The following is a 12,966-nucleotide window of genomic DNA, read 5'->3' as shown; positions in this document are numbered from 1 at the left end:
GATGATGCCATTTTGCCATCATTGTTTGCAAAGGAATGCCAGAAATCGCTCCGCCTCCAAAAATTCGAAGCCCTAATCCCCAGAATTCCCTCCAATCATCCTGTACTCCCCGAGGTAATGGCAGAATACAAAAAATGGCTTGCTGGCTATAAAGGTGAAAAATCACTAGTCTTCTATCTCAGCATGCTCCCCGAAACCAAATACACCATTTTCCACGACCTCCGCCTCAAACTTGGCAATTACTTTTTCCAAATCGACTATTTAATCCTTTGTTCCTCTTTCGCACTAGTCCTTGAAGTCAAAAACCGATCAGGAGAGTATTTTTTTGAAAAAGCCCTCAATCAGACCACGATTACAAATAACGGAACCACGGAACGAATAAAAAACCCAGTCACGCAAGCCCGGCTTCAGGCGGCCAAACTGACCAGGTGGCTCCAGGAACACTATTGTGCAAAACTGCCAATTGCTTTCCTGTTCGTCAATGCCAACGATAAGGCAACCATAAAATTTGCCCCTGGCACGGAACAACTGCAGCGCAACATGTGTAACAGTGAATGTCTACTGGAAAAAATAAGCCAAATCCAGAGCCAGTATAAAGAAGATATCTTAGATGTAAAAGAACTCAAAAAAATTAGGCGCCTACTCATAACAAGCCATACACCCCATGACCCCGACCTGCTAAAACAATTTAACCTTACCGAAAACGACCTTCTCCCAGGTGTCCAATGTCCGGTATGCGAACACTTGCCTATGAGATATGAACGCGGCATCTGGAACTGCCTCAATTGCAAAACTACTTCTAAAACAGCACACGTCAAAACCATCCATGACCATTTTCTTTTAATCAAACCCACCATCACAAATGGTGAACTTAGACAATGGCTCTGTATTAACTCTTCCAGAACAGCAAACCGAATTTTTCACTCGATGGAGTTAGCCTACTCAGGAACCTTCAAAAACAGAGTGTACTTTTATAAAAATAAAACCACTGCAGCAAAAGCTACAGTGATTTTTCCGCACGTCTGAGTAAATTTCGTACCCCATTAAATTTTCCTTTAAAAAGTGCCCCACTCACAAAATAATAGCAAACCGCGATTCCGGTGAAATCCTTCACCAGATCAAACCAGGAAGCGGAACGGTAGGGATAGAACGATTGGTGGATTTCGTCACTGATGCCATAGAGGCCGGCAAACACGGCGCAGGCCACATTCAGGGCCGGTGTAAACCCGCGGCGGCGCGTCAGCATCGCCAAGACTAGCAGCACGTACAAAATCGCAAACTCTATTAAATGCAAGGATTCCTTAATCGTATGGTCAATGGTAGAATCGGGCAGCTCGACGAACTTGTCGGCGGGAAAGCTCGATTGGATAAAAACAATCGCCATATAAACCAATGGCAAGACGCGCAAAACCCACTTCATAAAAAAAACTCCTCCAAACTATGAATAAAAACCTAATCATTGTAGAAAAATAAAAATTTTTTCAGACTAGTGTATATAATTCTACTTATCTGTTCAGAATGATTGCTGAGGTGATGAAAATGAGAGAGGAAGAAAACAAACGATCTTCTCAAAGTTCCAGTGTAAAACGCTTTTTCAAAAAGCGTTGGGTATTTCCAGCCATTTATATCGCAAGTGCAGCAATCATTCTAACCGGTGTTCTTTGGTACCAAAGCAGTGCGGGAGACTCAGACAAATATAGCTATAAGTCTTCTGACCTGACAGGTAAAAAGAATCAAACGCCGGCAGTCGAAGTCAACTCAGCATTAGAAAATGTGAAGATGCCAGTGGCCAATGCAAAGAATGCTGAAATCAAAACCAAATTCTATGATTTCAACGCCAAAGCAGAAGACCAAGAAGCAGCACTAGTATTTTACAATAACACCTACCAGCCAAACACCGGTATTGATATTACCGTGAAGGGCGGAGAAACTTTTGATGTAACTGCATCTTTATCCGGAACGGTTACTCGTGTCGAAGAAGATGCCATTCTTGGAAACGTCATTGAAATCGAACACGACAATGGTATTGTAACACAATATCAATCCGTGAAAGACATAAAAGTAAAAGCTGGCGAAGAAGTTAAACAAGGTGATGTGCTTGCCAAGGCTGGGCAAAGCTTGTTCAATGAAAAAGCTGGAACACACGTCCATTTTGAAATCCGTAAAGATGGCGTCGCGGTGAATCCATCCGACTATTTCAACAAACCGCTAAACACTTTACAAGAAGATAAGCAATCCGAATCAGTGGATACGCCAAAAGCCAAGGAAGATCAGCAAAAAATTGACGACTCCCAAGGCGCAGAAGATGATCCCGCCGCTGACACTGAATCAGACGATGACTCAACTGACAGCAAAACAGGTGACGACTCAACTGACAGCAATTCCGGCGACCAACCATCCAATGATGGACAATCCACCAACAAAAGCAAAAACTCATAATAAAAAGTAGCAAAGGGGAAGGGGATCACTTTCCTCTTTTTTTTATGCAGCAGGGTCCAATGGGACGGTTCATAGTGAGAAGCATCCGCTCCCGAAATAGCCCATCCGTCCTATAGTAAAATCGGTGCTTGTATTTGGCAGGATGTGGTATGATGGAAGGGATAAGGAGGGGGTTAGATTGAAAAAACTGGTTGGGGTCGTGCTTTTGCTTGTGCTGGGGCTGTTCATTACAGGCTGCAACAAAAAAGAAACCACACCTCAAGAACGATTCTCCGAATACATAGAACTATGGAACAAGCAAAAGTTCGATAAGATGTATGATTACCTTTCTAACGATGCCAAAAAGACAATCTCCAAAGAAGACTTCACCAATCGCTATCAAAAAATTTATGATGATCTGGAAATAACGGATCTAAAAGTTTCATTTAAACAGCCAAAAGAAGACGATCAGGCCAAAAAGGAACAGGCCCACTATTCTTTTTCTGCCAAAATGGCTAGTATCGCAGGTCCGATTCAATTCAGCCACAAAGCCAACTTAACTAAAGAAGGCAAGGATGACAAAGAAAACTGGTATGTCGACTGGAATACCGGATTTATTTTTCCACAGCTGAAGGAAGGCGATAAAATTGGCTTGAGCACGGTCGCACCGAAGCGGGGCGAAATTGTTGACCGCAACGGCACGGGGCTCGCTGTGAACGGCCAGGCTTACGAGGTCGGGGTGAAGGCCGGAGAGCTGGCAGCGCCAATCAAGGAGCAGCTAGCTTCACTGTTAAAAATAACGCCAGAGCAAATCGATAAAGCGCTCAGCGCCAGCTGGGTGAAACCGGGCATGTTTGTGCCGCTCAAAAAGGTGCCGATGGACGACCAGGAGCGGATTGCTCAGTTAATTGCTCTTGAGCCGGTCCAAACACGCAAGGTCGAGGCCCGGATTTATCCATATAAAGAGGCTGCGGCCCAGCTAATTGGCTACGTCGGCTCGATTACAGCGGACGATCTGGAAAAATTGAAAGACAAGGGCTACACAAGCTCCGACGTCATTGGAAAACGCGGTCTGGAACAAGTGCTGGATGAGCAGCTGAAAGGACAAACCGGCGTCAAAATTCTCATTAAAAAGAAGGATGGCGGCGAAGAAGTGCTGGCTGAGAAGCCGGTCGTCGATGGAAAAACCGTCAAGCTGACAATTGACGCTGGCTTGCAGTCCATGATGTTCAACGAGATGGGCGGCGAGGCAGGAACGGCTGCGGCGCTGCAGCCAACTACAGGGGAAACCTTGGCACTGGTTAGCAGTCCTTCGTTTGATCCAAATCTGGCTACCTTAGGCATGTCATCGGAAGAGTGGAAAGCACTGCAGGATGATGCACGCCAGCCGTTGCTTACCCGATTTAAGATGGGATTTGCGCCAGGTTCTGTGATGAAGGCGATCACGGCCTCGGTGGCACTCGATAATGGTACGATTACGCCGGAGGAAGGCGTGGAAATTAAAGATAAACAATGGCAAAAAGACAGTTCGTGGGGCGGCTACTATGTGACGCGTGTTCACGTGGGCAGTCCCATCAATTTGGAAAAAGCCTTTATCTACTCAGACAACATTTATTTTGCTCAGGCGGCTTTAAAAATGGGCAAGCAGAATTTTACTGAGGGGCTGAAAAAATTCGGTTTTGAAACCAAGATGGACTATCCGTACCCGCTCGATGAGTCAAAGATTGGAGACCTTGGCAGCGAGATCGCGCTGGCTGATTCTGGTTATGGTCAGGGGCAAATTCAGATGAGTGTGGTGCATTTGTTGTCGGCCTATACGCCATTTGTCAATGGTGGCAATATGATAAAACCAATTTTATTGGATGAAGAGAAGCGCAGTCAGGTGTGGAAGGAAGCGGTGGTGAAACCAGACCATGCAGCACTCATTGCGGCTGATTTGCGGAAGGTTGTGTCGGACCCCGATGGAACGGCCCATACCGCGGAAATCCCAGGATATCCGTTAGCTGGTAAGACTGGTACGGCGGAATTTAAGCAAAAACAAGGGGAAAAGGGTAAAGAGAACGGCTGGTTTATCGGCTTTAACCCGGATTCACCGGATTTGATGATTGCGATGATGTTGGAAGGTAACGGATCATCGGTTGCGGTGAATAAAGTGAAGAACGTATTTATGAATAGGAAGTAAGGAAAAGCACCAGGCGTGGTGCTTTTTTGCTGTTTGAAGCCTGGTAAAGAGCTGTTTTAAATTACCGGCGATTCGGACTAGATTACCAGCGGAGTTCACAAAAATACCGGCAAAGTTCACAAGTTTACCGGCACAATTTGTCCTTTTATCAACCGTTCTATCCGAAATACCGGCAAACGATCCTCCTTTGCCATATAACCGGGTTGGTTGGGGAGTAGTGGCAGCTGGCTTTGGAAAAAGGATTGTTCTGTAAAGAGGGGAATATCACGCTCTATTTGTTCTTTAAATTGAGCAATTTTAAATTACCGGCGCTTCGGACTAGATTACCAGCGGAGTTCACAAAAATACCGGCAAAGTTCACAAGTTTACCGGCACAACTCAGCCTTCTATCAACCATTCCATCCGAAATACCGGCGCACGATCCCCCCTGTGCCATATAACCGGGTTGGTTGGGGAGTGGCAGCTGGCTTTGGGAATAGGATTGTTCTGTAAAGAGGGGAATATCACGCTCTATTTGTCCTTTAAATTGAGCAATTTTAAATTACCGGCGCTTCGGACTAGATTATCGGCGGAGTTCACAAAAATACCGGCAAAGTTCACAAGTTTACCGGCACAAATGGTCCTTTTACCAACCACTCCACCCGAAATACCAGCACACGAACTCTCTGTGTCATATAACCAGGTTGGTTGGAGAGAGGCCAACTGGCTTTGGGAATAGGATTGTTCTGTAAAGAGGGGAATATCACGCTCTATTTGTTCTTTAAATAGAGCAATTTTAGATTACCGGCGCTTCGGACTAGTTTACCGGCAAAGTTCACAAGTTTACCGGCACAATACGTCCTTTTATCAACCGTTCCATCCGAAATACCGGCGCACGAGCCCCTTGTGCCATATAAACGGGTTGGTTGGGGAGTGGCAGCTGGCTTTGGGAATAGGATTGTTCCATAAAAAGGGAATAATCACGCTCTATTTGTTCTTTAAATAGAGCTATTTTAACTTACCGGCGCTTCGGACTAGTTTACCGGCAAAGTTCACAGGGTTACCGGCACAATACGGCTTTTTATCAACCATTCCACCCGAAATACCGGCACACGAGCCGCATGTGCCAAATAACTAGGTTGGCTGGGGAGTGGCAGCAGGCTTTGGGAATAGGATTGTTCTGTAAAGAGGGGAATATCACGCTCTATTTGTTCTTTAAATTGAGCAATTTTAACTTACCGGCGCTTCGGACTAGATTACCGGCGGAGTACACAAAAATACCGGCAAAGCCCACAAGTTTACCGGCACAATTCAACCTTTTATCAACCATTCCACCCGAAATACTGGCACAAGCCGAGCTCCTACCCAGCAATCCTATAAGAAACCTAGCCCCAAGCCAAGCTAAACCAAATCCTCAAACTGTTCCACGGACGGTTCCCATTGATATTTCCCCAAATCAATGACCCCGCCGAGCCCGATTTCTACCCCTTCCGCCTCCAGCGACAACCGCTGCTCTTGATACGAATCATCCTCCTGGAGCGCAATTTGCCCTTTGGCGTTAATGACGCGATGCCAAGGCAGATGGTATTTCCAGCTCATCGAATGCAGCACTCGCACCACCTGACGCGCTGCACGCGGACTTCCCGCCAGCTTAGCAATCTGGCCATAGGTCATCACTTTGCCCTCGGGAATATGTTGAATAATCTTTACTACTTTCTCCGTAAAAGGTGTCACAGCTCAAAATCCCTTCTAAAACTAATTTCTTTCCATTCATAATAACAAAATTATATAATAATTTTAAAAAATCAGAGGAGAAACAACTATGAAAACACTTCTATTAACTGGATTTGAACCATTTCTTGACTTTCCCATCAACCCAACAGAAAAAATCGTCAAAGAACTGGACGGGCAGACCATCGGGGACTACCAAATCAAAGGCTTGCTCTTACCGGTTACATACGATGAAGCTGGTCAGCGCGTGTTAGACGCAGTCAACCAAATCAACCCGGACGCCGTCATCTCACTCGGTCTCGCTGGCGGCAGAGAAAACATTACACCGGAACGCATTGCCATCAACTGCCGTGACGGTGCACCAGACAACAAAGGTGTCATCCTAAATGATGCTCCCATTTACGAAGACGGCCCAGCAGGTTATTTTTCCAAACTGCCAATTAGAAAATTCGTCGAAACCCTGAAGGAACATGGTTATCCTGCTGAAATTTCGAACACTGCCGGAACCTACCTATGCAACAACGTGATGTATACGGTCTTGCATGCATTAAAGGACAAAAACGTGCCAGCAGGATTCGTCCATATCCCGGCTTCCCATGAATTGGCGGTTAACCAGAAAAAAAGGATCCCTTCCTGGTCGAGCCGTGACCTGCTGGAAGCGGTGAAAATTATGATAAATGTCCTGGATTGAGAAACGGTCATAGGACTTTTTATCCGACAAATTTCTCGGGAAATAACTCAAGCGGCCAAGCTATTTCCAAGCCAAACCCTATCCCAGCAACGATCTTAAGGCGAAACAAGAAAATGTCGAAAAATCAAATGGTGTCTGATTTTTCAAAAAAATAACAGAATAACTTGTCCCGATTGCGAAATTTGTGCATATTCCCTTATCCAAGCTAATACAATGTACCAAACCTTTATACAAAGAGAGTGTTTGAGGTGAGGTATCGTTTGAAGTTAACGGGGATCCAGCCGGGGACATGATTATTCATCGTATGATCAGAAAGATACACTTTCTGCCGTGAGGCGTTGCAGCAACCAGCCTTGCGGAAGCAGCATTTCGTCGAAGTGATAAGCGGGTCTCATTTCACACTACTCACATCCAATTTAGGGAGGGCGAGAGTGTGCACGATTACATCAAAGAGAGGACTATCAAGATTGGAAAGTATATCGTGGAGACGAGGAAAACAGTTCGCGTCATTGCGAAAGAGTTTGGCGTATCCAAAAGTACAGTCCATAAGGATTTGACCGAGAGACTACCTGAGATTAATCCTGAGCTTGCAAACGAGGTAAAAGAAATATTAGACTACCATAAATCGATTCGTCATTTACGGGGCGGCGAGGCGACAAAGATGAAATATCAAAAAGAAGAAAAAGAAGGGGAGGCTGTGAAGTAAGCTCACAACCAATTGGAACCGAAATAAACAAGTTAGTTCTCTAAATCCCTTTTTTTCGACGGATTTCCACAAAAAATTCCATCATATTGTTATGGATATTGGATGGAGTATGGTAGAATAGAAAATTAGGAAATGATAGGAATCCGTCTTGAGGAGGAAAGGATAGAGAATGTTTGCAAGGGATATAGGGATTGATTTAGGAACGGCCAACGTACTGATCCATGTAAAAGGCCGTGGCATTGTATTGAATGAGCCGTCTGTGGTTGCCATTGATAAAAATACCAATCGAGTACTGGCCGTCGGCGAAGAAGCTCGCCGGATGGTGGGACGTACTCCTGGAAACATTGTGGCAATTCGTCCATTGAAGGATGGCGTCATTGCTGATTTCGACGTAACAGAAGCCATGTTAAAACATTTTATTAATAAACTGAACGTAAAAGGCTTTTTATCCAAGCCGCGCATCTTGATTTGCTGCCCAACGAACATCACAAGTGTCGAGCAAAAAGCAATCAGGGAAGCTGCTGAGAAAAGCGGCGGGAAAAAAGTTTACCTAGAAGAAGAGCCAAAAGTAGCAGCAATCGGCGCTGGGATGGACATCTTCCAGCCAAGCGGAAATATGGTAGTAGACATCGGGGGAGGAACGACAGATGTGGCCGTATTGTCTATGGGCGATATCGTGACTTCTTCCTCCATTAAAATGGCCGGCGACAAGTTTGATATGGAAATTCTGAACCACATTAAGCGCGAATACAAGCTGTTGATTGGGGAACGTACTGCGGAAAATATTAAAATCAACATCGCAACTGTATTCCCTGGGTCCCGTTCAGAAGAAATGGAAATTCGCGGACGCGACATGGTGAGCGGTCTTCCACGTACGATTACGGTTCGTTCGGAAGAAATAGAGGCAGCCTTGCGCGAATCAGTTTCTGTGATTGTTCAAGCAGCAAAAAGCGTTCTTGAGCGCACACCACCAGAACTTTCTGCCGACATCATTGACCGTGGCGTCATTCTAACAGGCGGCGGAGCTTTACTGCACGGCATTGATATGCTTCTTGCTGAAGAGTTGAAAGTACCCGTACTGGTTGCTGAAAACCCAATGGATTGCGTTGCCATCGGTACAGGCGTTATGCTGGATAATATCGATCGGATTCCGGGTCGGAAATTAGGATGATTTTTTAAAAAAAAAATAATGTGGCATGCGTGCGCCCTTGAAGGTGGTATGACGTCATACTACTGAGTTGGGTATTAAGTCCAATGAATAAAGGCATGGACAAGCCTTGTTCGTTGGACTTTTTTATGTGGAATTTCCCCCTTTTGCGCTGATTTTTTACATTGTTTTACTATTTCCTATAAAAAAATAATGTGTAATGGTGAATAATTTCTTATAATAGAATAAATGCTCGACAAAAATTTATGGAGTATTGGTTATAATATGGATAACTCACCTCGACTTATCTCTTCGGAGTCCAGGTTAAAGGGGAATTAATATGTCTATAGATAATATAAATCAAGAGCGGATTGCCACGCGGGAAGAATATAAACGAATCAAAGAATCCGAGGTACCGGCTGCGAAGGAAAGAGGAGAAGGGCAGCAAACCGAGGCTGCTGCAAAAAAGCGGCCAAAAGAACGGGTCCGAATTCGCATGATACCGATTTGGCTGCGGTTAGTTCTGTTAGTGGTGTTTACGGTGGTCAGTTTAATCGCTGGTGCAATCGTCGGCTATAGTGTACTGGGTGATGGAAACGCGGCAGATGTGTTTTCTGGTTCAGCGTGGTCGCATATTCGAGATTTAGTGGAACATAAATAGCGGGAAGGGCGGATTGGCCCTTCCCTTTTGTGTATGAAAAATAGTACAATTAGGAATAATACTTGATATTAGTAGGAGGTACTAATCCTGATGTATGATATTGAACAGATTAAAGAAATTATTCCCCACCGCTACCCATTTTTGCTGGTTGATCGCATTTTAGAAGTAGAAGAAGGGAAACGAGCAGTAGGGATTAAAAATGTCTCGGCCAACGAGGAATTTTTTAATGGGCATTTTCCAGAGTACCCTGTCATGCCCGGTGTGCTAATCGTTGAAGCGCTAGCACAGGTTGGCGCATTCGCAATGTTAATGAAAGAGGAAAATCGCGGCAAGATCGGTTTATTTGCTGGAATCGACGGCTGCCGGTTTAAACGCCAAGTAAAACCCGGAGATCAACTCCGACTCGAAGTTGAAATGACCCGCCTCCGCGGTCCAATCGGCAAAGGCAAAGCCATCGCCACCGTCGACGGCGAAATCGCCTGCGAAGCCGAAATCACCTTCGCCCTAACCGACAAGAAATAATTGTGAGGGACAGGCCCCCACCGCTTTAAAGTGGTGAAGGCCTGTCTTTTTTATTTGTATGTTGGGAAAGTTTTTGCTGTTCTATTTAAGGAAAATGCTGCAGTTTGTCGGATGCAGGTGTTTGGTCGTTATAAAATTCAATTTAACGGGGCGATTTCTATGTGTTTGTTGGGAAATAAATTGAAAGTATCGGAAAAGGTATAAAATATCGTTAAATTTCATAGAATAATAGGTTAAAAGAACTAGGTTTATAATGACCTGTTTAGATTTTTGTGATAAAAGACCTATTTTCGGTGTTGTATGGTAATTCTAAAGTATTATTTACAATTTTTCGAATCTTCTCTAAACTACATTATGCTACGTTCTTTTAGTAGAACAAAATGTAAGAGGGGGTTTAAACTTAATGAAAAAGAGAAAATCATTAAAAGTTTTATCCAGCGTTGCGGCTAGCACAATGGTTGCTTCGGCACTATTTGCAGGTACGGTTGCCGGAACGACTGCTGCACCCAAATCTGTATCCGCAGCAACACCAACAGTAGAATCAGCACCAATTGATTTAAACGTGGTCGATATTGATCGCTTAGGAAAGGCACTACAACAAAGGGGTCTTGTTTCTAAGAACGCCACTGCAGCAGAAGTAACCAAGGCAGCAAAAGACTATATTAAGAAAAAACAGGGCGGACAAGCAGGCAAACCAACTTTGACAAAAGAACAGAAGGAAATGGATAAAAAAGCAACAGATTTCCTTACCAAACAGAAGGACAAGCTTGCTAAACAACTAGAAAAGGGCCACACAAACTTCAAAAAAGGCAAGCCGACTGGTGCAGTGAAAGTAGATTCTGCCAAGCAGGCTGGCTATGATGGCGATGTTCGCGAGGACAAAGTACTCGTTCTATTAGTAGAATATGCTGACTTCAAGCATAACCAAATTGAGCAAGACCCAGGATATATGTGGTCAGATGATTTCAGCAAAGAGCATTATGAGAAAATGCTGTTTGGCGATGAAGATTTCACCTTATTTAATGGAGATAAAGTAAAAACTTTTAAACAATACTATGAAGAACAGTCTGGTGGAAGCTATACCGTCGACGGAACTGTTACGGATTGGTTATCTGTGCCAGGAAATGCTGTGGATTACGGCAGCGATAATCCAACAGGCGGCAATGACAACAAACCTGGAACCAAAGGTCCACGTGGTCTTGTTAAAGATGCCTTAAATGCAGCAGTTGCATCTGGCATTAACTTGGCCGATTTTGATGATTTAGATATCTATGACCTTGATGGTGATGGAAATATTTATGAGCCGGACGGATTGGTTGACCACTTGATGGTGCTTCATGCTGGTGTCGGACAGGAAGCTGGCGGCGGAGCACTAGGTGATGATGCAATCTGGTCACACCGTTGGACACTAAATGGGGTTTACCCAGTTGCCAACACAGAGGCGTCTGTCGATTACTGGGGCGGAAAAATGGCTGCATTTGACTATACCATCGAGCCTGAAGACGGCGCAGTTGGCGTGTTTGCCCACGAATATGGCCATGACTTAGGGGCTCCTGATGAGTATGACACACAATACACTGGCAATGGCGATTCCGTTGCTCAATGGTCGATCATGAGCGGCGGCAGCTGGAGCGGTCATATTGCTGGAACACAGCCACCAAGCTTCTCGCCACAGGTAAAAGAATTCTATCAAAATACAATTGGCGGAAACTGGGCTAATATTACCGAAGTAAACTATGAAGATATCGATAAAAATGGTCTAGCAACAGTTATCGATCAGAGTGTTACGAAATCTAAAAACCCTGGTATTGTAAAAGTAAACCTTCCTGAGAAAAAAGTTCCTGGGATTGCACCAGAGTTTGGCGCAAAATACTATTACAGTACAAAAGGCGATGACCTTGACACGGTACTGGAAACTCCAGTATTTGATTTAACAAATGCAACATCAGCAAAATTCGATTATAAGCAATTCTATGAAGTTGAGACTGATTACGATTACCTATATGTAAAGGCTGTAACGGAAGATGGCAAGAGTGTTACCCTTGATACAATTGGCGATGAAAACACGGCAGGCGGCTTTGAAACTTCCCTAGGCAAATGGGAAGACAAATCTCTTGATTTAACGCCAGTTCTAGGCAAAAAAGTAAAACTAGTATTTAATTATGTAACCGACGGAGGCCTTGCTCCATACGGTTTCGCATTAGACAACCTTCAATTAACCGTGGATGGACAAGTCAAATTCTCTGACGATGCAGAAGGTACACCACAAGTAACACTAGATGGATTCGAAGTATCTGATGGCTGGATTAAAAAGCCTCACTACTACTACCTAGAGTGGAGAAACTATGCTGGTTCCGATATTGCCCTGAAATATTCTCGTGAAGCCGTATATAATACTGGTTTAGTAGTTTGGTATGGTGACGATACATTTACCGATAACTGGGGCGGTGTACACCCAGGAGAAGGATTCTTGAGCGTCGTTGACTCTCATCCAGATGCATTAGTCTTTAACCTAAATGGTAAAGATTCAATACTTCAAACCACTCGCTACCAAGTAGCAGATGCTGCATTCTCGTTAGACAAGACACCAGCATGGTATGTGAACTCACCAACTCGTGGAATTTACGATTACAAAGGCCTTCCAGGCGTAACCGAATTTGATTCCACAAAATCTTACATTAACAATGTGATTCCGGATGCCGGCGTTAAAGTTCCATCTCAGTATCCAATTAAGGTCCAAGTCATCGGCGAAGCAAAAGACAACACTGCAGGAGCCGTTTGGATCCATAAATAAGATTTCAAAAAAGACATCAGGTCTAAGCGCCTGATGTCTTTTATTTTGCGCAAAATCAAAACCTTTATGTTTGCAAAAACTTCCACGAAATAATTTTTTTAGTAAGGGAAAGTTATAATTGCTAGGAAAATTAGA

Annotated in this window: 11 protein-coding genes; 9 read left to right on the top strand and 2 right to left on the bottom strand. The window is 44.3% G+C overall.

Annotated features, from left to right (window positions below):
* The first annotated feature begins 12 nt into the window (after positions 1-12).
* Complete coding sequence (locus tag BN2425_RS20305; protein ID WP_052352981.1) at positions 13-1,026, top strand: nuclease-related domain-containing protein; 1,014 nt, start codon at positions 13-15, stop codon at positions 1,024-1,026.
* On the opposite strand, the gene BN2425_RS20300 is transcribed toward BN2425_RS20305, so the two are convergent.
* On the bottom strand, positions 1,001-1,420 hold the full coding sequence (locus BN2425_RS20300) for a VanZ family protein (protein ID WP_042463413.1): 420 nt from the start codon (positions 1,418-1,420) through the stop codon (positions 1,001-1,003). The two genes, BN2425_RS20305 and BN2425_RS20300, sit on opposite strands and share 26 nt — an antisense overlap.
* Before the next feature lie 119 nt (positions 1,421-1,539).
* Between BN2425_RS20300 and BN2425_RS20295 the strand changes: the two genes are divergently transcribed.
* Together BN2425_RS20295 and BN2425_RS20290 are read left to right on the top strand one after the other, a co-directional pair.
* Entirely contained in the window at positions 1,540-2,439 is a 900-nt protein-coding gene (locus tag BN2425_RS20295; protein ID WP_042463411.1) for a M23 family metallopeptidase, read from the top strand.
* A gap of 178 nt (positions 2,440-2,617) precedes the next feature.
* Positions 2,618-4,600 (top strand): penicillin-binding transpeptidase domain-containing protein, encoded by a 1,983-nt coding sequence (locus BN2425_RS20290; RefSeq protein ID WP_042463409.1) that lies wholly within the window; start codon positions 2,618-2,620, stop codon positions 4,598-4,600.
* Between the two features lie 1,380 nt (positions 4,601-5,980).
* Here the strand turns inward: BN2425_RS20290 and BN2425_RS20280 are convergent.
* Entirely contained in the window at positions 5,981-6,313 is a 333-nt protein-coding gene (locus tag BN2425_RS20280) for an MGMT family protein (protein ID WP_042463405.1), read from the bottom strand.
* 88 nt (positions 6,314-6,401) lie between these two features.
* Between BN2425_RS20280 and BN2425_RS20275 the strand changes: the two genes are divergently transcribed.
* The 6 genes from BN2425_RS20275 to BN2425_RS20250 all read left to right on the top strand — a co-directional run bounded on the left by BN2425_RS20275 (position 6,402) and on the right by BN2425_RS20250 (position 12,831).
* Positions 6,402-7,001 (top strand): pyroglutamyl-peptidase I, encoded by a 600-nt coding sequence (locus tag BN2425_RS20275; protein WP_042463402.1) that lies wholly within the window; start codon positions 6,402-6,404, stop codon positions 6,999-7,001.
* Positions 7,002-7,434: 433 nt separating this feature from the next.
* Positions 7,435-7,707, top strand: coding sequence for a sporulation transcriptional regulator SpoIIID (gene spoIIID, locus BN2425_RS20270; RefSeq protein WP_007086083.1), 273 nt, complete (start codon positions 7,435-7,437; stop codon positions 7,705-7,707).
* 169 nt (positions 7,708-7,876) lie between these two features.
* Positions 7,877-8,878, top strand: coding sequence for a rod shape-determining protein (gene mreB / locus BN2425_RS20265; RefSeq protein ID WP_042463398.1), 1,002 nt, complete (start codon positions 7,877-7,879; stop codon positions 8,876-8,878).
* Between the two features lie 316 nt (positions 8,879-9,194).
* Positions 9,195-9,515 carry a DNA-directed RNA polymerase subunit beta gene (locus BN2425_RS20260; RefSeq protein WP_042463396.1) on the top strand — a complete coding sequence of 107 codons (321 nt, stop codon included), beginning with the start codon at positions 9,195-9,197 and terminating at the stop codon, positions 9,513-9,515.
* Positions 9,516-9,605: 90 nt separating this feature from the next.
* Positions 9,606-10,037 carry a 3-hydroxyacyl-ACP dehydratase FabZ gene (gene fabZ, locus BN2425_RS20255; RefSeq protein WP_042463393.1) on the top strand — a complete coding sequence of 144 codons (432 nt, stop codon included), beginning with the start codon at positions 9,606-9,608 and terminating at the stop codon, positions 10,035-10,037.
* 403 nt (positions 10,038-10,440) lie between these two features.
* Positions 10,441-12,831, top strand: a complete 2,391-nt coding sequence (locus tag BN2425_RS20250) for an immune inhibitor A domain-containing protein (protein ID WP_042463390.1) — start codon at positions 10,441-10,443, stop codon at positions 12,829-12,831.
* The last annotated feature ends 135 nt before the right edge of the window (positions 12,832-12,966 follow it).

It is taken from the genome of Neobacillus dielmonensis, assembly GCF_000612665.1.
In the GTDB taxonomy this organism is placed as follows: Bacteria; Bacillota; Bacilli; order Bacillales; family Cytobacillaceae; genus Neobacillus; species Neobacillus dielmonensis.
The sequence above is the reverse complement of the archived record's forward strand: the minus strand, read 5'-3'. Positions and strand labels throughout refer to the sequence as shown.

Bases quoted from the DNA above. Each gene is read 5' to 3' on its own strand.
- mreB (WP_042463398.1), top strand. From the start codon at position 7,877: ATGTTTGCAAGGGATATAGGGATTGATTTAGGAACGGCCAACGTACTG.
- BN2425_RS20260 (WP_042463396.1), top strand. From the start codon at position 9,195: ATGTCTATAGATAATATAAATCAAGAGCGGATTGCCACGCGGGAAGAA.
- BN2425_RS20300 (WP_042463413.1), bottom strand. From the start codon at position 1,420: ATGAAGTGGGTTTTGCGCGTCTTGCCATTGGTTTATATGGCGATTGTT.
- BN2425_RS20275 (WP_042463402.1), top strand. From the start codon at position 6,402: ATGAAAACACTTCTATTAACTGGATTTGAACCATTTCTTGACTTTCCC.
- BN2425_RS20250 (WP_042463390.1), top strand. From the start codon at position 10,441: ATGAAAAAGAGAAAATCATTAAAAGTTTTATCCAGCGTTGCGGCTAGC.
- fabZ (WP_042463393.1), top strand. From the start codon at position 9,606: ATGTATGATATTGAACAGATTAAAGAAATTATTCCCCACCGCTACCCA.
- BN2425_RS20295 (WP_042463411.1), top strand. From the start codon at position 1,540: ATGAGAGAGGAAGAAAACAAACGATCTTCTCAAAGTTCCAGTGTAAAA.